The organism is Streptacidiphilus albus JL83, from assembly GCF_000744705.1.
Classification (GTDB): Bacteria; Actinomycetota; Actinomycetes; order Streptomycetales; family Streptomycetaceae; genus Streptacidiphilus; species Streptacidiphilus albus.
The window spans coordinates 4,805,978-4,826,055 of record NZ_JQML01000001.1 but is presented as its reverse complement, the minus strand read 5'-3'; the positions used below and the strand labels follow the sequence as shown (position 1 = coordinate 4,826,055).

The following is a 20,078-nucleotide window of genomic DNA, read 5'->3' as shown; positions in this document are numbered from 1 at the left end:
CAGGGTCAGGCCGGGGCGGAGGGGGTGGCGGACGCGGTGCCGGCCTCGGAGCGGGCTTCGGCGTCGGTGGGGAGGCCGTCGGTGGGGAGGCCGTCGGGGCGGCGGGCCGCCGGCGGGCCTTCGCGCAGCGTCAGCCCGAAGCCCAGTGCCGTCGCCGCGTAGAGCGCGGACGAGACCAGGATGACGGTGATCGAGCGGCCGCTGGTCGGCATCAGCGCCGCCGCCACCGCGGCGGCGGCCACCAGCGCCCCGTTGAAGAGGACGTCGTACACCGAGAAGACCCGTCCCCGGTAGGCGTCCCCCACCGAGGTCTGGACGATGGTGTCGGTGCTGATCTTGGCCCCCTGGGCGACCAGGCCCAGCAGGCAGGCCGCGGTGATGATCGGGACGGGGGTGAAGAACAGTCCCAGGGCCGGGGTCAGCACCGCGGCCAGGACCGAGCAGAGGACCAGCCACCCGCCGACGCCCACCCGCCGGGTCGCCCAGGGGGTCACCACCGCCGCGGCGAAGTAGCCCACGGCCGAGGCCGCCAGCGCGGTGCCCAGCCAGCGGATGCCGGCGCTCTGGTTGTCGGGGGAGGCGAAGGTGTTCCGGCAGAGCATGAGCAGCAGGACCAGCAGCAGTCCGTAGCAGAACCGCGAGACCGTGACCGCGGCCAGGGCGAAGGCGGCAGGGCGGCAGTTGTGGACGAGTTCCCGCACGCCCGCCAGCAGCCCCTGGGCCGTCTCCACGACGACCTGGCGCAACGGCTGCGGGGCCTTCGCCCCGTGCACGGGACCCAGCAGGTCGCGGGACATGGTGGCGGCCGCGAGCGAGGCGCTGCCGTAGCCGATCCCGGCCAGCAGCAGCAGGACCGCGTTGGCCTCGGTGCCGGCGGGGAGCACCAGTCGGACGATGAAGGCGGCGCTGCCGCCCACGGTGCCGGCGATGGTGCCCATGGTCGGGGCGAGGGCGTTGGCGCCCACCAGCAGGTCGTCCGGCACCACCTGGGGGAGCGCGGCGGAGAGCCCGGCCAGGATGAACCGGTTGACGCCGGTCACCAGCAGGGCCGCGGCGAAGAACACCGGAGTCGGCACCTGCAACAGGACGAGCCCGGCGGTCGCCGTGCACAGGACCAGTCGGATCAGATTGCCGTAGAGCAGGATCTGGCGCCGCCGCCAGCGGTCCAGCAGGACGCCCGCGAAGGGGCCGAAGAGGCAGAACGGGAGCAGCATGACCGCGAACGCGGAGGCGATGGCTCCCGGGGTCGGCTGCCGTTCCGGCGAGAAGACGACGTAGGAGGCCAGCGAGACCTGGAACACGCCGTCGGAGAGCTGGGAGAGCAACCGGGTGCCGAGGAGGCGGCGGAACCCGGACAGCCCGAGGAGGGCCGCGCCGCGGCCCCGGGGGAGCAGGAGGTCGCCAATGATCGACACCCTCTCAGAGTCCCACGTCAGACTGTGGATGCCTACGCCGGACCAGCCGTCCGGGGGGCTGTGGCGACAAATGCCGTGCGCCGGACCCCGGGGACGACAGAACCCGCGCCCTGTCCGTCGCTGTTTCACGTGAAACAGCGACGGACAGGGCGCGGGCAAGGGGCGCGGGGCGGGCATCCCTGGCGGGATGTCAGCTCAGACCTCGGTGCCGAGCGCTCAGCGCTCGACCTCGCCGCGGATGAACTTCTCCACGTTGTCGCGGGCCTCGTCGTCGAAGTACTGGACCGGCGGGCTCTTCATCAGGTAGCTCGACGCGGACAGGATCGGGCCGCCGATGCCGCGGTCCTTGGCGATCTTCGCGGCACGCACGGCGTCGATGATCACGCCGGCCGAGTTCGGGGAGTCCCAGACCTCGAGCTTGTACTCCAGGTTCAGCGGCACGTCGCCGAAGGCGCGGCCCTCAAGGCGCACGTACGCCCACTTGCGGTCGTCCAGCCAGGCCACGTAGTCCGAGGGGCCGATGTGGACGTTGCGGGCGCCCAGCTCGCGGTCCACGATCTGCGAGGTCACGGCCTGCGTCTTGGAGATCTTCTTCGACTCCAGGCGGTCGCGCTCCAGCATGTTCTTGAAGTCCATGTTGCCGCCGACGTTCAGCTGCATGGTGCGCTCCAGCAGGACACCGCGGTCCTCGAAGAGCTTCGCCATCACGCGGTGCGTGATGGTCGCGCCGACCTGGGACTTGATGTCGTCACCGACGATCGGCACGCCGGCCTCGGTGAACTTGTCCGCCCACTCCTTGGTGCCGGCGATGAACACCGGGAGGGCGTTCACGAAGGCGACCTTGGCGTCGATGGCGCACTGGGCGTAGAACTTCGCGGCCTGCTCGGAACCGACGGGCAGGTAGCAGACCAGGACGTCGACCTGGCGCTCCTTGAGCACGGAGACGACGTCGACCGGCTCCTCGGAGGACTGCTCGATGGTCTCCAGGTAGTACTTGCCCAGGCCGTCCAGCGTCGGGCCACGCTGCACCGTGACGCCGCTCGGCGGCACGTCGCAGATCTTGATGGTGTTGTTCTCGCTGGCGCCGATGGCGTCGGCCAGGTCGAGGCCGACCTTCTTGGCGTCGACGTCGAAGGCAGCGACGAACTCCACGTCACGGACGTGGTAGTCACCGAACTGCACGTGCATGAGGCCGGGCACGCGGCTCTTCGGGTCAGCGTCCTTGTAGTACTCGACGCCCTGGACAAGCGAGGCGGCGCAGTTGCCCACACCCACGATTGCTACGCGAACCGAACTCATTCCGGCTGCTCCCTGTTGTGATGGTCTCGGAGAAGGTCATTGCGATGATTCAAAACACGTGCCGGCAGTCCCCCTGCCGCCCGCATGCGCGGTCCGCGCCCCCAGGAGAGGAATCTCACGAGGGGCATCGGTGGACAGCGCGGGGTCAGCGCTCCTGGGAGCGCTCCGGGCGGTCGGGTGGCGCAGCGGAGTGCGCTGCTGCCGGGGTCCTGCCGTCCGAGTTCTGTGGGATGGCACCTGCCGGAGGCGGGGTGCCTGGCGGTCCGATGTCGGGTCCGCGGGCGCTGGTGCGGTTGGCGCGTTCGGTCTCGATCAGCTCGTTGAGCCACCGGACCTCCCGTTCCACCGATTCCAGGCCGTGTCGCTGGAGTTCGAGGGTGTAGCCGTCGAGACGTTCACGGGTGCGGGCGAGCGAGGTGCGCATCCGCTCCATTCGCTCTTCGAGCCGACTGCGGCGCCCCTCCAGGACGCGCATCCGCACGGCCCGGTCGGTCTGGCCGAAGAAGGCGAAGTGGACGCCGAAGTGCTCGTCCTCCCAGGCGTCGGGGCCCGAGTCGGCGAGGAGTTCTTCGAAGCGCTGCTTGCCCTCGGGGGTCAGCCGGTAGACGATCTTGGATCGCTTGCCGTTGAGCGCGGTGGCGGGGATGTACTCCTCACCGGTGTTGTCCTCGACCAGGGAGCCCTGGGCCACCAGTCCCTTGAGACAGGGGTAGAGCGTCCCGTACGAGAAGGCACGGAAGGAACCGAGCAGCACGTTGAGACGTTTGCGCAGTTCGTAGCCGTGCATCGGGGAATCGTGCAGCAGGCCGAGGACGGCGAACTCAAGAATGCCGGAGCGCCTGCTCATGCCGTGCTGCCTCCTCTCGCCGGGTGTGTATGCCGTCTCGATGTATCGGTCCGATACATCGAGACGATATGCCGACTCCGGTCCAGGAGCAAGGGGCGACCCGGTGAATGTGATCACAAGCGCCGCCGCGGGCCGCTTCCGGGGGCCGGTCGGTGGCAGCTGGTCGTGGCTTTCCTAAGGATCTGCGGCCAATATGCCCTGAATGAAGTGAAGAGTCCGTTTGGCTGCCCTCACCCGCTGCGTACTCTGTCGGCTATGCAGAAAGCCGGGAACCGAAGTGACGCGTGGGGCGTCCTCGTCCTCGGTGCAGTACGGCCGCTTCGGCCGGAGCCCCGGGGGACCCGTGCGGGAACTACTCGTTCTGCCACGGATCGAATGTGGACCACCGCCTTCAGGCCCGAGGGCCTGTCCGAGGAGCAGCTGGAAGCATGAGCGAACATCGGCGAAAGCAGCAGTCGGGTCGGGGCGACTCCCCCGCCGGCGGGGGAGAGCCCCAGGGCGGCAGGCGTGCGGCGCCCAGCGGATCGCAGTCACCGGGTGGCCCCCCCGGCCAGCGGCGGACCGCGCGTCCGCAGGGTCCCGCGCCTTCGGCCGAGCCCCGGCTGACCCGCGCCGAGATGCGCAAGGCCGCCCAGTCCAAGGGCAAGCGCGGCGGCACCCGGACCGCCAACGGCTCTGCCGACGGCGGACGCGGTCCCAGCGGCCCCAGGCCGAAGCGCTTCCTGGACTATCCCCGCTGGGGCAAGCGCGGGGTGTGGCGCTGGCTGCCCTCGTGGAAGCAGATCCTCAGCGGCTTCCTCCTGGTCACCGCGAGCGTGGTCGGCCTGATCGGCTACGCCTACGCGAAGACGACGGTGCCCAGCCCCAACGCGATCACCGCGATGCAGAGCAACACCTACTACTGGGCCGACGGCACGGAGATGGCCCGACGCGGTGCCTACTACCGGCAGAACGTGCCGCTGACGCAGGTCCCGGTCCAGGTGCAGAACGACTTCCTGGCCGCCGAGAACGCCAGCTTCTGGACCGACTCCGGGGTCGACCCGCAGGGCATCCTGCGCGCCATCTACCACATGGCCCAGGGCGGGGAGGTGCAGTCGGGCTCGACCATCACCCAGCAGTGGATCAAGAACACCCGGCTGAGCCAGAGCCAGACGGTCGGCCGCAAGTTCCAGGAAATCCTGATGTCGATCAAGGTCGGCACCACCACCTCCAAGTCGACCATCCTCGACGGCTACCTCAACACCAGCTACTTCGGTCGCGGCGCCTACGGGATAGACGCGGCCGCCGAGACCTACTACGGCGTCAGCGTCGACAAGCTCAGCATCAGCCAGGGCGCCTTCCTGACCGCGCTGGTCAACGGACCGAGCCTGTACGACCCCTACACCTCCGGCGGAACCACGCCCGACCCGACCATCCTGGCCAACGCCAAGGCCCGTTGGACCTACGTGATCCAGCGGATGGGTGACGACAAGTTCATCCCCGTGGCCCAGGCGCAGTCGCTGCTCGCGGCCGGCTTCCCGATGCCGCAGAAGCCCTCCAGCGACCCGAGCGACAGCGGCTACATCGGCTACCTGGTCACCCTCGCCAACAACAACCTGCTGCGCGCCGGAGTGACCCAGCAGCAGCTCGACAACGGCGGCTACGCGATCACCACGACCTTCGTGAAGAAGGACATTGACGCGATGAAGTCGGCCGTCAACAGCCAGCTGCTGAGCGTCGTCAAGCCCAAGCTCAAGGACACGGTCCAGAACACCTCGGACACCACCAGTCCCGACTACATGAAGACCTATCCGGTCAACGCCTGGCTCCATGTCGGCGGCGCCTCGGTGGTGCCCGGCAACGGCGCGGTCACCGCCATCTACGGCGGACCCGACTACATGCAGCAGGCGACCGACGACGCCGACAACCCAGGCATCCTGGTCGGCTCGACCTTCAAGGCCTTCGTGCTGGCGGCGGCGCTGGAGTACGGCGTCCAGCCGGCGAACGGCAGCACCACCGCGCCAGGGACCCCGGTCTCGCTGAACTCGCTCTACAACGGCGACAACAACCGGGTGATCCTCAATCCGAACGGGACCCCCTGGCTCCAGCCCAACGGCAAGGACTGGGTCCAGCCCAACGACGACGACACCCACTACGGGCCGATCAACCTGAAGACGGCCATGGCGCAGTCGGTGAACACCGTCTACGTCCAGCTCGGCATGAACGTGGGCATGAAGCAGGTCCAGCAGGCCGCGCTCCAGGCCGGGCTCAGCCCGAGCACCGACTGGGGTGCGCTGACCCCGTCCTTCGCCCTGGGCACCTCGACCCCCGGGCCGATCCGGATGGCGGCCGCCTACGCGACCTTCGCCAACTCCGGCGTCGAGTACGACCCCTACGAGGTGGACCACTACACCTTCAACGGGCAGACGGTCTCCCTGAAGAGCAAGGCCAAGTACGCGTTCAGCCCGCAGGTGGCGAACTCGGTGCTGACCGCGCTCAAGGCGGTGACCGCCTCCAGCGGTACCGGTTCCCGGGCCGGGGCGCTGGGCTGGGACGTGGCCGGTAAGACCGGTACCACCGACTCCTACAAGTCGGCCTGGTTCGTCGGCTTCACCAAGACGCTCTCCACCGCGATCGCCCTGTTCGACCAGAACCCGAAGACCTACACCTTCGAGCCGCTGATCGGCCTGGACGGCATGCAGAACGTCTACGGCGCCGACTTCCCGACGGAGATCTGGGTGGCCTACATGAAGGCCGCGCTGGCGGGGAGCAACCCGGTCTCGCTGCCGAGCGACCCGAACTACGGCACGGTGCAGAACGAGCCCGGTGTGTCGGCCTCGCCGAGCGCCAGCACGACCCCCAGCGCCAGCGCCCCGGTCTCCGCGCCCGCGTCGCACTCCGCGCCGCCGTCGCCCTCGTTGACCCCGTCCATCTCGGCCAACCCGTCGCCCTCGGACACCAGCGCCCCGCCCTGCACGCCGGCGCAGCAGTTCCTGACCGGGTGCACGCCTCCGGCGAGCACAAGTGCAACCCCGAGCTCGACGGACTCCTCCTCACTGTCCTGGGGCCACAGCAACAACCAGGACTCCAACCCAGGAGGCTGAGCCGGCCGGTCCGCCCCGGTGGACCACGACGCGGCCCCGGCGCACCCCGCTCCTCGGAGCGCGGCGCGCCGGGGCCGCCGCTTTTGGGCGCCCGCCCGGTCCGACCCCGTGGTCGGGGCGCCGGGGCCTCCGGGCAGGCACGGAACCGGACAGTTGGGCCGTACCGGGCAGCAACGCGGGGGCAACTGCCGGGTGCACGGCTCGTCGCTCAGGATCGTGCGGCAGTATGTGCGCCATGACGTCGCGCGCACTGCCCACTCCCCCACCAGAGGACACCGTCGTCGTCCCCGCGGACGAGGATCCGGTGGCTGCCGCGGGCAGCGAGATCATCGGCGGTGCGCCGGGACGGCGGGCGCTGCTCGGCGTCGGCTGGTGGACGGCGGCCAGGGTCCTGGCGATCCTGACCATCGTCGTGTTCGCCCTGGGGATGGTGCAGAAGATCCCCTGCTACGACAGCGGCTGGTTCTACGGCGCGACCGCCCAGTACGACCATGCCTGCTACAGCGACATCCCGCACCTGTTCACCCTGCGGGGCTTCTCCATCGGCAACTTCCCGTACCTGGACCGGCTGCCGGACTCCACCGACCCGAACATGCAGTACCTGGAGTACCCGGTGCTGACCGGGCTGTTCATGTGGTTCGCCACCCAGCTCACGCCGACCGGCGGCACCGACATGCAGCGGGAGCAGATCTTCTGGCTGGTCAACTCCGGGATGCTGATGGTCTGTGCGGTGATCGCCGTGATCGCCGTGATGCGCACCCACCGCCGCCGGCCCTGGGACGCCCTGCTCTTCGCCGTCGCCCCGGTGCTGGCCCTGGACTCGACCATCAACTGGGACCTGCTGGCGGTCGCGCTGACCGCGGTGGCCATGGCCTGCTGGTCCCGGAGGCGGCTGGTGCTGGCCGGGGTGTTCATCGGACTGGCGACGGCGGCCAAGCTCTACCCGGTCTTCCTGCTCGGCCCGCTGCTGGTGCTCTGCCTCCGGGCCGGCCGGATGCGCGAGTTCGGCCGGACCCTCGCCGCGGCGCTGGTCGCCTGGCTGATCGTGGACCTGCCGTTCATGCTGCTCAACTTCAAGGGCTGGGCCACCTTCTACACCTTCAGCGAGCTGCGCGGCATCGACTACGGCTCGTTCTGGCTGATCCTCTCCCAGAACGGGTGGATCAACCCCAGCACCTCCCAGGTGAACATCATGGTGGCGCTGATGCTGGCGCTCTGCTGCCTCGGCATCGCCTGGCTGGCCTTCGCGGCCCAGCGGCGGCCGCGCTTCGCCCAGTTGGCCTTCCTGGTGATAGCCGCCTTCGTACTGACCAACAAGGTCTACTCGCCCCAGTACGTCCTCTGGCTCACCCCGCTCGCGGTGCTGGCCCGTCCCCGCTGGCGCGACTTCCTGGTGTGGCAGGCCTGCGAGGTCCTCTACTTCCTGGGCATCTGGTACAACTTCGCCTACACCTCCAGCCCGCAGCAGAAGGGCCTGCCGACGGACTGGTACCACGGCGCGATCATGATTCACATCCTCGGCACGCTCTACCTCTGCGTGCTGATCATCCGTGATGTGCTGCTCCCCGAGTACGACGTCGTCCGCTGGGACGGCAGCGACGACCCCTCGGGCGGGGTGCTGGACGGGACCGAGGACGTCTTCGTGGTCGGTCCGACGCGCTTCGAGGACGAGCAGCACGGGTCTGTGGAAATCGAGGAAGAACCCGTGGTACCACCGGCGTAGGGCTGTGGATAAGTCAGCGCGGGCCTGTGGACAAGAAGTTGTCCACAGGCCCGCTGCCATTGCTGCCAAGAGTGCTCGTTCCGAGCAGAGTTGGCTCAGCCGCGCTCGACGATCCGGTCGAAGAGGGTGGTCGTGTGCCGCAGGGTCGCCTTCAACTCCTCGCCCACCTCGGGCGGGTTGACCTCGCCGGGGACCCACAGCATGGAGACCTGCATGTGCGGCGGTTCCGCGAAGGCCAGCTTGCTGCCCTTCCAACTGAACGGCGAGGCCGTGCGGTTGAGGGTGGCCAGGCCGGCCCGGGCGAGGTTCTTGGCGCGGGGGGTGATCCCCGACATGTTCTTCGGGGCCTCCAGGCCGACGCCGTGGGCGGTGCCGCCGGCCACCACCAGCAGATGGCCGTCGCTGCCGCTGCGGTGCTGCCGGTAGCCGTAGCGGTCGCCCTTGGCCAGCTGGTGGACGTCCATCACGGTGCCCCGGCAGTCGATGGCCTGGTGGTCGCCGAGCCACAGCTGGGTGCCGATCCGGGCCCGGAAGTGGATGTCGGGGTAGCGCCGGGACAGTTCGACGACCTCGGCCGAGCGCAGGTGGCTGACGAACATCCGGCGCAGCGGCAGCCGCTCCGCGCGCAGCCGTTCGACCCAGGCGACGGTCTCGGCGAGCGGGTCGACGCCGTCGGGCCGGTCCATCGGCAGGTGCACCGCGAAGCCCTCGACCCGGACGTCGTCGATCGCCGCGCGCAGCTTCGGCAGGTCCTCGGGGGCGATCCCGTGCCGCCGCATGCCGGTCATGCACTCGATGATCACGCGCGCGCCGACCAGCCCGCGCACGTCGCGCACGCTCGCCACGGTGCGGATCACCCGGTTCGGCAGCGGCACCGGGTCCTCGCCGATCCGGTACGGGGTGAGGACGATCAGGTCCTTGCCGAAGTAGTCCTTGACCTCGGCGGCCTCGTAGGCGGTGCCGACGGCGAGCACGTCCGCGTTGAGCCGGGTGGCCTCGTCGGCCAGGCGGAGGTTGCGGAAGCCGTAGCCGTTGCCCTTGGCGACCGGGACCAGGCCGGGGAAGGACTCGATCACGGAGCGCTGGTGGGCACGCCAGCGGTGGGTGTCCACGTACAGAGTGAGCGCCATGGGATGAGGCCTTCCGGGATGCGGGGAGCGGAGAGTGGGACGGAGGTGCCCGCCGGGCTCAGCGGCGGTTCATGTACATGTCGAGCGCCTTGTGCAGCAGCTTGTTGAGCGGGAAGTCCCACTCGCCGAGGTACTCGGCGGCCTGGCCGCCCGTCCCGACCTTGAACCGGATCAGGCCGAACAGGTGGTCCGACTCGTCCAGGGTGTCGCTGATGCCCCGCAGGTCGTAGACGGTCGCGCCGAGGGCGTAGGCGTCGCGCAGCATCCGCCACTGGATCGCGTTGTTCGGCTGGACCTCGCGCTTGTGGACGGTCGAGGCCCCGTACGAGTACCAGACGTGCTCGCCCACGGTGATCATCGTCGTCCCGGCCAGCGCGTCGCCCTCGTGGTAGGCCAGGTACAGCCGCATCCGGTTGGGGTCCTCATTGACCAGCGCGGTCCACTGCCGCTGGAAGTAGGACAGCGGGCGCGGGATGAAGTGGTCGCGCTCGGCCGTCTCCAGGTAGAGCTGGTGGAACACCGGCAGGTCGTCGTAGCCGCCCTGGACGATCTCCACGCCGGCCTTCTCGGCCTTCTTGATGTTGCGCCGCCACAGCTGGTTGAAGCCCTTGAGGACGTCGTCCAGCGAGCGGTTGGCCAGCGGGACCTGGTAGACGTAGCGCGGCTGGACGTCGCCGAAGCCCGCCCCGGCGTCCTCGCCCTGCTGCCAGCCCATCCGGCGCAGCCGGTCGGCGGTGTCGATGGCCCGCGGCTCGTACCAGTCGGCCTCGATGTCGCGGAGCCGCTTGGCCTCCTTGCCGGCGATCGCGTTCTTGATGCTCTCGGCCTGCCAGCGGCGGATTATCACCGGCGGGCCCATCTTCACGGTGAACGCGCCCTGCGACTTCAGGTGCGCCAGCATCGGCTCCAGCCAGCGGTCCAGCGCCGGGTCGAACCAGTCGATGACCGGACCCTCGGGCAGGTAGGCCAGGTACCGCTTGAGCTTGGGGATCTGCCGGTAGAGAACGAGCCCGGCGCCCACGATCGCGCCCCGGTCGTCGAACCAGCCGATGCTCTCGGAACGCCACTCGGCCTTGACATCGCCCCAGCTGGGGACCTGCATGTGGCTGGCGGAGGGCAGGCTCCTGATGAAGGCCAGGTGCTCCTCCCGGCTGATGGTCCTCAGGCGCAGGCTCATATGGGGGTGCTCCTCGGGCGTCAGGTCGCGTCAAGCGCGAAGCCTACTGCCCAGGTGGAGCACCCCCATAGGGACGTCCCGGTAGCGTCGGCCGCAGGGGTCAGAACACGCCGCCGAGCAGCCCGCCGTGGGCGATGCCGATACCGAGGCCGACGGCGGCGGCGACGCCCCCGATCACCAGGAGGAAGCGCTCGGCGGTGGTGACCGAGATGTACTGGCCCCAGGCGGCGGTCAGGATGCCGACCAGGCCGGTCCACGAGGCCAGCAGGTGCAGGCCGCGGAACATGCAGGTGGCGATGGCGATGGCGCCGAGCACCACGGTGATGGCGGCGAGGGTGTTCTGCAGCGGGTGCGCCTGTCCGTCGCTGTGCTCGACGGAGAAGCTGGTGTAGGACTTTCCGTGGTGGGCCTGGCCTTGGGGCTGCCCGATGGGTTGGGCCATGGAACCCGCCTCCTTGGGGAGGTTGGGCGCACGCGGCGGTCGGCTGCCGCGGGGCGCGGGGTGGGCCGTGGCCGTGGGTGGCCGTACGGCCTCGGGTGCGGTGGCGCACCGTAGTACAACACCTACCTGATGTCTCCAGATTGCGGCGACTCGGGGGCGGATTTCAAGACCCCATTCGAGTGCCTGTAGGCTTGACCGTCTGCACCGGTGTGGCGCGGGTTCTTCGCTGGCGTGACGATGCGGTACTCCGCTCGTTTGTCAGTGCCGACCACTACTGTTGCGACGCGTCTCAAAAACCCTCCTGCCACGGAAAGACCGTGGCCGCTGAGTCCAGAGGAGGTGGGTTCCACATGCGTCATTACGAGGTCATGGTGATCCTCGACCCTGAGGTCGAGGAGCGCGCTGTCTCCCCCCTGATCGAGAACTTCCTCAATGTCGTCCGCACCGGCGGCGGCAGCGTGGAGAAGGTCGACACCTGGGGTCGTCGTCGCCTGTCGTACGAGATCAACAAGAAGTCCGAGGGCATCTACTCGGTGATCGACCTCAAGGCTGAGCCTGCGGTCGTCAAGGAGCTCGACCGGCAGCTCAACCTGAGCGAGCAGGTCCTCCGCACCAAGGTGCTCCGCCCGGACACCCACTGAGGCATTTCCAAGTACCTCGCTCCGAGGTACTGCACTGCCCGGCCGTCCGTACGGCCGGAGCGGTGAGCACTGTTGAACGGAACCGCTCCCACCGAGAGGTCGATCACCACCATGGCAGGCGAGACCGTCATCACTCTTGTCGGCAACCTCGTCGACGACCCCGAGCTGCGTTTCACGCCGTCGGGTGCGGCCGTCGCGAAGTTCCGCATCGCGTCAACTCCTCGTACGTTCGACCGTCAGACGAACGAGTGGAAGGACGGCGAGAGCCTCTTCCTCACGTGCAACGTCTGGCGTCAGCCGGCGGAGAACTGCGCTGAGACGCTGCAGCGCGGTATGCGCGTCATCGTCCAGGGCCGTCTGCGTCAGCGCACGTACGAGACCAAAGAGGGCGAGAAGCGGACTGTCTTCGAGGTCGAGGTCGACGAGGTCGGCCCGTCGCTGCGCTCCGCCACCGCGAAGGTCACCAAGGCCCAGCGGTCCGGCGGTCAGGGCGGCCCGGGCGGTGGCTTCGGCGGCAACGGCGGCGGTGGCTTCGGCGGCGGTGGCCAGCAGGGCGGGGGCGGCGGTGGCTGGGGTGGAAACTCCGGCGGCGGCCAGTCCGGCCCGTCCGACGACCCCTGGGCGTCCAGCGCCCCGGCGCCCGGCGGACAGCAGGGCGGCGGCGGTGGCGGCTGGGGTGCCCCGGCCGGCGGCGGATTCTCCGACGAGCCTCCGTTCTAACAGTGTGCTGGGCCCTCCCCGCAGGGGCGGGCCCGCTCAGACTTGATCCCGTGCGACCCGGTCCGACCCGCGAGAGCGGGAACGGCCGGATCGTGAACACCAGTTGGAGTACATGATGGCGAAGCCGCCTGTACGCAAGCCTAAGAAGAAGGTTTGCGTCTTCTGCAAGGACAAGATCTCCTACGTCGACTACAAGGACACGAACTTGCTCCGCAAGTTCATCTCCGACCGTGGGAAGATCCGCGCCCGCCGGGTCACCGGCAACTGCACCCAGCACCAGCGCGACGTGGCCACGGCTGTGAAGAACAGCCGCGAGGTCGCTCTGCTGCCCTACACCTCGACCGCTCGCTGATTAGGAGGGTGACCGAATAATGAAGATCATCCTCACGAACGAGGTCTCCGGCCTCGGCACCGCCGGCGACATCGTCGAGGTCAAGGACGGTTACGCCCGCAACTACCTGGTCCCGCGTGGCTTCGCCATCCGCTGGACCAAGGGCGGGCAGAAGGATGTGGACGCGATCCGTCGCGCCCGCAAGATCCACGAGATCCAGACCCTGGAGCAGGCCAACGAGGTCAAGGGCAAGCTCGAAGGCCTGGCCGTCAAGCTCGCCGTGCGCGCGGGCGAGGCGGGCCGGCTCTTCGGCTCCGTGACCCCGAGCGACGTCGTCGACGCCATCAAGGCCGTCGACGGGCCGCTGGTCGACAAGCGCCGGGTCGAGATCGGTTCGCCGATCAAGACCACGGGTGCCCACACGGTCACCGTCAAGCTGCACTCCGACGTGGTCGCCAAGATCAACGTCAACGTTGTCGCTGCCTGACGCGTCACGCATCTCGCACCACCCGGAAGGCCGGTCCCCCTCGGGGGGCCGGCCTTCCGGCGTACTCAGGGGCCGGGATGAGTAGCGCGCTGAGCCCGCGTGCGCATTCGCCCGCTGGCGCGGTCCCCCAGGATGGGAGGGTACTCGCCAGTAACTTGATGCAGGTTCCCAGAGCGGAGCTCTCCCATGACCATCCGGGTCACCAAGGTGACCGATCCCTCCGACCTGCGGGAGTTCTGTGAGCTCCCGCTCCGGCTGCACCCGCCCGGGCTCTACGTCCCGGTACCCGAGCGGCGGATCCGGTCCTGGTACGCCGGGAGCGGGCCGCACCGGCGCTACGGGCCGGTGGACCTCTACCTCGCCCGCGACGAGCACGGCCGGACCGTCGGCCGGACCTGCCTGCACCGCAACAGCGCGCTGGAGGCCAGGGTCGGCCGCAGCGTCCAACTGTTCGGCCTCACCGAGTTCGCGGACCGCCGGACCGACCGGCAGGGTGCGCTGGACGAGCCGGGCAAGGAACTGCTCGACCTCGCCGAGCAGGCCGGTGCGGTCAGCGGCTGCGACCTGGTGCTCGGCCCGGTCGAACTGCTGCCGGACCAGTCCCCCGGGGTGCTCACCTCGGGCTTCGACCGGCGCGGCTTCAGCGGCGGCGGCTGGAGCCCGGCGCACTACCGCGCCGCCTACGAACGCCACGGCTTCACCCGGCGCTGGCCCGGACGGACCTGGATCTGCGAGGGGCTGACCGAGCTCGGCCGGCTCACCCCGGAGAAGTCCTTCCCCTTCGACGAGCGGCGGCTGCTGCGGGAGCGGCTCACCGTCCACTGCGGCCGGGGCCGGTCCGTGCGCCGACTGCTGCCGACCCTGCACGGCATCCTCAACGCCTCCGCCGAGCGGCAGGAGCAGCGCACCGAGATCTCGGCCGAGGACTTCGCGGAGCGGGCGCGGGAGCTGCGCCAGGTCCTGGACGACCGGCTGCTGCTGTGGCTGGAGCGGTCGGGTGTCCCGGTCGCCTTCGTGCTGGCGGTGCCGGACGCCTCGCCGTACCTGGTCGAGCACGGGGGCCGGATCGGCCCGGCCGGAGCCCTGCGGCTGCGGGCCGGCCGGGCCCGCCGCCGGCGCGAGGCGGTGCTGGTGGCGATGGGGACGCTGCCGGAGTGGCAGGGCCGGGGCTATCAGACGCTGCTCTCCCGGGAGCTGTACCGGAACCTGGTCGCGGCCGGGTACGGGGTGCTGCGCGGATCCCGGGTGCCGCTCGGTGACGCGGCGGCGGAGTCCGCCTACCGGGGGATGGGCGGCCGTCCGCTCCACGGGACGGCCTTCTACCAGCGCCGGCTGCGGGTCTGACCGGGATCGGCTCCGAGGGGGCGGCTCCGATGGGGCGGCCCCGACCCGCACCGGGGGTCGGCCGGGTCAGCCGCGGACCGCTCCGGTGACCAGCCAGGCCCCGGTGCGGGCCCGCGCGCCGAGGGAGAGCAGCCGGACCGCCATGCACAGGTCGATGGCGATCCACAGCGCGACCAGGCTCCCGCTGGCGACGGTCACCACCACCGAGGTGTAGACGGCGAGGGTCCCCAGCATCGCCCAGGCGAGGTAGGGGCCGTCGCCGGCCCCCATCAGCACACCGTCCAGCACGAAGACCGCGCCGCAGACGGGTTGGCCGAGGGCGGCGACCAGCAGTGCGGCGTCGAGCTGGTGCCGGACCGACGGGTCCTCGGTGAAGAGCGGCAGGTACAGGGGGCGGGTGAGCAGCAGCAGGACGCCCAGGACGAATCCCGCGCCCACGCCCCACTCGACCATCCGCCGGGTCGCCATCCGGGCGCCGGTCGCGTTCCCGGCGCCGAGGTAGCGGCCGATGATCGCCTGGCCGGCGATGGCGATGGCGTCCAGGGCGAAGGCCAGGAAGCCCCAGAGCGACATGGCGATCTGGTGGGCGGCCATGGAGGTGTTGCCGAGCCGGGCGGCGACGGCGGTGGCGATCAGCAGGATGGCGCGCAGGCTGAGGGCGCGGACCAGCAGCGGGGCGCCGGCGGTGGCGCAGGCCCGGATGCCGGCCAGGTCGGGCCGCAGCCCCGCCCCGGTCCTCCGGGCGCCGCGGACCACCACGACCAGGTAGGCCGCGGCCATGCCCCACTGGGCGAGGACGGTGCCCAGGGCCGAGCCGGCGATGCCGAGCCCGGCGCCGAACACCAGCAGCAGGTTGAGCACCAGGTTGGCGGAGAAGCCGGTGATCGCGACCAGCAGCGGGGTGCGCGTGTCCTGGAGCCCCCGCAGCACGCCGGTGGCGGCCATCACCGCCAGCATCGCGGGTATGCCGAGGGCGCTGATCCGCAGGTAGGTGATCGCGTAGGGGGCGGCGGTGGCGGAGGCCCCGAACAGGTGGACCAGCGCGGGCGCGAGCGGGAGCGCCAGGCCGACCACCGGGACGGAGAGGATCAGCGCCAGCCAGATGCCGTCGACGCCCTGCTGGATCGCGGCCCGCTGGTCACCGGAGCCGACCCGGCGGGCGACGGCGGCGGTGGTCGCGTAGGCGAGGAAGATGAAGACGTTGACCAGGGTGGTGAGCATCGCGGCGGCGATGCCGAGCCCCGCGAGCTGCGGTGTGCCCAGGTGTCCGATGATCGCGGAGTCGGCCATCAGGAAGAGCGGTTCGGCGATCAGGGCGCCGAACGCGGGGATCGCGAGGGCTAGGATCTCCCGATCGTGGCCGCTGCGCGCGGTGGGGTCCGTGGGAGATCTCATGATCCTACCGTAGTCATCCACAAGTAAGCAGTGCAAGAGGGAACTGGTCATTACATTTCACTGCGCCCCGTAGCGGTTCGCGCACCCCTGGTCGTGGACTTCGCAGGCTTCGTGAAGTTTTTCTCACGCGGGTGTCCAGGGTGGAGTCATAGCAGGTCAGGGCGGTGCTTGTGAGCGGAGCGGCGGGTTGTCCACAGGTTGTCCCCCGCGTCGTGCACAGCTTCGGGGCAGTTCTCCACAGCCGTTGCCCGTTCATCCACACCCCCTGTGGATAACCGCCTTGGACGGCGGGCGTTTTCCCCCTTAGCGTGGGCGGTCTGCCGACGCGCCGCACCTGCGCGCAGGGAACCGTTTTGTCAGAGCGGTGCCGTATAGAAGAGGTGACGCGAGCGCCCTCCCCGGGCGGTCGCGTGGAACGACCAGCAGGGCTCGGCACGGGAGGCGCACGATGGGCGAGGCATACGGGACGACCCCGGGCAGGGGTACGCGATGAGCGACGTTCCGTACGACGACCACGACGACGTGCCGCCGCCCGACGAGGAGTGGCCGCCCCCGCCCGAGCCCGGCGGGGCCGGTGACCGGCTGCCCTTCAAGCGGGCCGGTGGCGGGAACGGTGGCGGGAGCGCGGCGGACCGTTCCTCCTACGGTTCCTCCGGCAACGGCAACGGCGGCGGCGGCAAGGGCGGCGGCCGGGGTGGCCGCGGCGGCGACGGCTACGAGGACAAGGGCGCGGCGGCCGACTACGAGCGGGTCCCCCCGCAGGACCTGGCCGCCGAGCAGTCCGTCCTCGGCGGCATGCTGCTGTCCAAGGACGCCATCGCCGACGTCGTCGAGGTCATCAAGCCGGCCGACTACTACCGCCCCGCCCACGAGCTGATCCACGGCGCGATCCTCGACCTCTACGCCCGCGGCGAGCCGGCCGACCCGATCACCGTCGCCAGCGAGCTGGTCAAGCGCGGCGAGATCACCCGCGTCGGCGGCCCCTCCTATCTGCACACCCTGGTCAACTCCGTCCCCACGGCCGCCAACGCCGAGTACTACGCCGAGATCGTGCACGAGCGCGCGGTGCTGCGCCGGCTGGTCGAGGCGGGCACCAGGATCGCCCAGATGGGATACGCCTCCGAGGGCGACGTCGACGAGATCGTCAACGCCGCCCAGGCGGAGATCTACGCCGTCACCGAGCAGCGCACCAACGAGGACTACGCGCCGCTCGGCGACATCATGGAGGGCGCCCTCGACGAGATCGAGTCGATCGGTTCGCGCAGCGGCCAGATGTCCGGCGTCCCCACCGGCTTCGCCGACCTCGACGCCCTGACCAACGGCCTCCACCCGGGCCAGATGATCGTCGTCGCGGCCCGCCCCGCCATGGGCAAGTGCGTGCATGGCGAAACTGTTCTGGTGGAGGCGAGCACCGGCGAACGGATCGCGGTCAAGGACTTCGTCCGCCGGGGCCAAGCCGGTGAGCGACTGGAAGTTCACACGCTGACAGACGACTGGGGGCTGGAGGCTGTCCGGCCCTCGGACTTCCTCCACAACGGGCGCCGCTCGGTGTTCAAGCTGACGACACAGCTGGGGAGGAGCATCTCGGCGACCGGGAACCATCCGTTCCGGACGCTGCGGGGGTGGGTGCCGCTGGAGGAACTGCGGATCGGCGACCGCATCGCCGTCGCGCGGACCCTGCCGTGTCTGCCCTCGGCGGAGCTGTCCAGCGCGCTGGTGGCCCTGACCGGCTACCTCCTGGGCGATGGATGTCTGCGTGGCCGGACCCCGGAACTCACGTCCGGGTCGGAGTCGATCCGGAATGATGCCGCGCGCTGGGCGGGGGAGGCGCTGCTGCGGACACACCTCTCGGTGCCGCGTCGATGCAGCGACGCGGACTGCCGGCTCTTCGGGGTGACGGAGCACGAGCATCCCTCCAGGGTGGCCTTCTCCGCTGCCACCCCGGGCGCGAACCCGTTGACTTCGCAGCTCAGGGCCTGGGGGCTGATGGGGACGGACAGCCACAGCACGTTCGTGCCCGAGGTCTTCTTCCGGCTCCCCGAGCAGCAGATCGCGCTCTTCCTCTCGCGCCTCTACGCCACGGACGGATGGGCCTCGGTCTCGAAGCCGGGCAGCCAACCCCAGATCGGCTACTGCTCCGTCAGCGAGCGGCTGGCGCGGGACGTGGCTCAGTTGCTGCTGCGCCTCGGCATCGTGGCCAGGACGGTGCGCCGGACGGTGGCCTACGAGGGCGAGCGGCGGGTCGCCTACCAGGTGCTGATCCACGACATCGACCAGATCCGTGTGTTCGCGGCCCGCGTCGGCATCTTCGCCAAGGAGCGCCAGGTCGCTGAGGCTCTGGCGGCCTGCGGCGAGAGGACCGGGCAGCCCGACCTCGACCTGGTCCCGGGCGAGGTCTGGGAGTCGGTCAAGGAGGAGAAGGGCGATCGCAGCTGGTCGGAGATCAGCGAGCGCACCGGACGTCCGCGCAACCACAACTGGCATGTGGGGCAGCAGCTGAGCCGCCATCGGCTGCTCGAACTGGCCAAGGCGCTCGAGTCGCAGCTGCTCGCGTCCATCGCGACCTCGGACGTCCAGTGGGACCGGGTCGAGTCGGTGCTGCCGGACGGCGAGGCCGAGGTCTACGACCTGACGGTCGACGGGACGCACAACTTCGTGGCGAACGACATCATCGTTCACAATTCGACGCTGGCCCTGGACTTCGCCCGGTCCTGCTCGGTCAAGCACAAGATCCCGAGTGTGTTCTTCTCACTGGAGATGGGCCGCAACGAGATCGCCATGCGACTGCTCTCGGCCGAGGCCCGGGTCGCCCTGCACCACATGCGCTCCGGGAACATGACCGATGAGGACTGGACCCGGCTGGCCCGGCGGATGCCGGAGCTGAACGACGCCCCGCTCTACATCGACGACTCCCCCAATCTGTCGATGATGGAGATCCGGGCCAAGTGCCGGCGGCTCAAGCAGCGGAACGACCTGCGCCTGGTCGTCATCGACTACCTCCAGCTGATGCAGGCGGGCGGTTCGCGCCGACCGGAGAGCCGGCAGCAGGAGGTCTCCGAGATGTCGCGAAACCTCAAGCTGCTCGCAAAGGAACTGGAACTCCCGGTCATCGCGCTGTCCCAGCTGAACCGTGGCCCGGAACAGCGCACCGACAAGCGCCCCATGGTCTCCGACCTGCGCGAATCCGGCAGCATCGAGCAGGACGCGGACATGGTCATCCTGCTGCACCGGGAGGACGCCTACGAGAAGGAGTCGCCGCGTGCCGGCGAGGCTGACCTGATTGTGGCCAAGCACCGTAACGGACCCACGGCGACGATCACCGTGGCCTTCCAGGGGCACTACTCGCGCTTCGTGGACATGGCACAGAGCTGACGCCATGTGGTCGCCGGTGAGGTCAGTGCCGGGATGCCGTGGGCGACCCGGCACCGGTCGCCAGCCAGCTGTCGATGACCTCCACCAGGTCGTCGAGTCCGGTGAAGACGTGTGCCGTCATGCCGACGGCCCGTGCGGCGCCGACGTTCTCCGCACGGTCGTCGACGAAGAGGAAGTCGGCTGGGGCGGCGTGCAGGGCGTTGATGCAGTGGTGGAACGCGGCCGGTTCCGGCTTGGCCGTGTTGATCTTCCCGGAGAGGGCGAGGAGGTCGAGGCTGTGCATCCAGGGCTGGGCCGCGAGGAAGGCGTCCGCGTGGTCCGCGGGAATGTTGGAGAGCACGGCGACTCGGGCGCGGCTGCGCAGGGATCGGGTGAAGGAGACCATGCGCCGGTCGACGCGTGACCAGCTGTCGATGTCGGCGAGCCGCAACTCCTCCGTCGTGCCGGGATCGGCAGGACGTGAGAGCAGCCGTAGGACCCCGGCCCAGTACTCCGGCGCGGACTGCCGTCCGGCGTCGTAGGGCGGGCGCAGCTCCCAGTAGGCCGTGGTGAAGGCGTCCGTGGGCGCGTTGCAGCAGGCGGCCATCCGGGCGAGGGAGCCCGGGCGCTGCTGCAGGGCGATCACCCCGAAGAGGTCGAACAGCACGATCCGATGGCCGGCGGCCATGGCGA

The 20,078-nt window shown here is 70.0% G+C and carries 16 protein-coding genes; 8 read left to right on the top strand and 8 right to left on the bottom strand.

Features of this window, described 5'->3' with window-relative positions:
- Positions 1-5: 5 nt before the first annotated feature.
- The 3 genes from BS75_RS20955 to BS75_RS20945 form a co-directional block, all read right to left on the bottom strand.
- A complete protein-coding gene (locus BS75_RS20955; RefSeq protein WP_063771560.1) occupies positions 6-1,415 on the bottom strand; it encodes an MFS transporter in 1,410 nt (469 codons plus the stop codon).
- Positions 1,416-1,631: 216 nt separating this feature from the next.
- Positions 1,632-2,714, bottom strand: coding sequence for an inositol-3-phosphate synthase (locus BS75_RS20950; RefSeq protein ID WP_034089354.1), 1,083 nt, complete (start codon positions 2,712-2,714; stop codon positions 1,632-1,634).
- Positions 2,715-2,859: 145 nt separating this feature from the next.
- Positions 2,860-3,561 carry a PadR family transcriptional regulator gene (locus BS75_RS20945; protein WP_034089353.1) on the bottom strand — a complete coding sequence of 234 codons (702 nt, stop codon included), beginning with the start codon at positions 3,559-3,561 and terminating at the stop codon, positions 2,860-2,862.
- Positions 3,562-3,989: 428 nt separating this feature from the next.
- On the opposite strand from BS75_RS20945, the gene BS75_RS20940 reads away from it, so the two are divergent.
- The gene (locus BS75_RS20940) at positions 3,990-6,644 is read left to right on the top strand and encodes a transglycosylase domain-containing protein (protein ID WP_081982482.1); all 2,655 of its coding nucleotides are present in this window, start codon (positions 3,990-3,992) and stop codon (positions 6,642-6,644) included.
- A 226-nt stretch (positions 6,645-6,870) separates the two neighbouring features.
- Positions 6,871-8,367 (top strand): glycosyltransferase family 87 protein, encoded by a 1,497-nt coding sequence (locus tag BS75_RS20935; protein ID WP_042439798.1) that lies wholly within the window; start codon positions 6,871-6,873, stop codon positions 8,365-8,367.
- A 95-nt stretch (positions 8,368-8,462) separates the two neighbouring features.
- Here the strand turns inward: BS75_RS20935 and BS75_RS20930 are convergent, their stop codons facing one another.
- The 3 genes from BS75_RS20930 to BS75_RS20920 form a co-directional block, all read right to left on the bottom strand.
- Entirely contained in the window at positions 8,463-9,497 is a 1,035-nt protein-coding gene (locus BS75_RS20930) for an alanine racemase (RefSeq protein WP_034089352.1), read from the bottom strand.
- 58 nt (positions 9,498-9,555) lie between these two features.
- Positions 9,556-10,674 (bottom strand): lipid II:glycine glycyltransferase FemX, encoded by a 1,119-nt coding sequence (locus tag BS75_RS20925; protein WP_034089351.1) that lies wholly within the window; start codon positions 10,672-10,674, stop codon positions 9,556-9,558.
- 100 nt (positions 10,675-10,774) lie between these two features.
- Positions 10,775-11,116, bottom strand: coding sequence for a hypothetical protein (locus tag BS75_RS20920; protein ID WP_034089350.1), 342 nt, complete (start codon positions 11,114-11,116; stop codon positions 10,775-10,777).
- Positions 11,117-11,466: 350 nt separating this feature from the next.
- Here BS75_RS20920 and rpsF point away from each other — a divergent pair, with 350 nt between their 5' ends.
- The 5 genes from rpsF (at position 11,467) to BS75_RS20895 (ending at position 14,639) form a co-directional block, all read left to right on the top strand.
- Positions 11,467-11,757, top strand: a complete 291-nt coding sequence (rpsF, locus tag BS75_RS20915; protein WP_034089349.1) for a 30S ribosomal protein S6 — start codon at positions 11,467-11,469, stop codon at positions 11,755-11,757.
- Positions 11,758-11,868: 111 nt separating this feature from the next.
- Positions 11,869-12,477 carry a single-stranded DNA-binding protein gene (locus BS75_RS20910; RefSeq protein ID WP_034093453.1) on the top strand — a complete coding sequence of 203 codons (609 nt, stop codon included), beginning with the start codon at positions 11,869-11,871 and terminating at the stop codon, positions 12,475-12,477.
- Positions 12,478-12,592: 115 nt separating this feature from the next.
- Positions 12,593-12,829: a 30S ribosomal protein S18 gene (rpsR, locus tag BS75_RS20905; protein ID WP_034089348.1), complete on the top strand. Its 237-nt coding sequence runs from the start codon at positions 12,593-12,595 to the stop codon at positions 12,827-12,829.
- A gap of 19 nt (positions 12,830-12,848) precedes the next feature.
- Complete coding sequence (rplI, locus tag BS75_RS20900) at positions 12,849-13,295, top strand: 50S ribosomal protein L9 (protein WP_034089347.1); 447 nt, start codon at positions 12,849-12,851, stop codon at positions 13,293-13,295.
- Positions 13,296-13,481: 186 nt separating this feature from the next.
- Positions 13,482-14,639 carry a GNAT family N-acetyltransferase gene (locus BS75_RS20895; protein WP_034089346.1) on the top strand — a complete coding sequence of 386 codons (1,158 nt, stop codon included), beginning with the start codon at positions 13,482-13,484 and terminating at the stop codon, positions 14,637-14,639.
- Positions 14,640-14,705: 66 nt separating this feature from the next.
- Here the strand turns inward: BS75_RS20895 and BS75_RS20890 are convergent, their stop codons facing one another.
- Positions 14,706-16,034: an MATE family efflux transporter gene (locus BS75_RS20890; protein WP_034089345.1), complete on the bottom strand. Its 1,329-nt coding sequence runs from the start codon at positions 16,032-16,034 to the stop codon at positions 14,706-14,708.
- Positions 16,035-16,523: 489 nt separating this feature from the next.
- Here BS75_RS20890 and dnaB point away from each other — a divergent pair, with 489 nt between their 5' ends.
- Positions 16,524-19,406 (top strand): replicative DNA helicase, encoded by a 2,883-nt coding sequence (gene dnaB, locus BS75_RS20885; RefSeq protein WP_152646101.1) that lies wholly within the window; start codon positions 16,524-16,526, stop codon positions 19,404-19,406.
- A 22-nt stretch (positions 19,407-19,428) separates the two neighbouring features.
- Here dnaB and BS75_RS20880 read toward each other — a convergent pair whose 3' ends face one another.
- Complete coding sequence (locus BS75_RS20880) at positions 19,429-20,073, bottom strand: HAD family hydrolase (RefSeq protein ID WP_034089344.1); 645 nt, start codon at positions 20,071-20,073, stop codon at positions 19,429-19,431.
- Between the last annotated feature and the right edge of the window lie 5 nt (positions 20,074-20,078).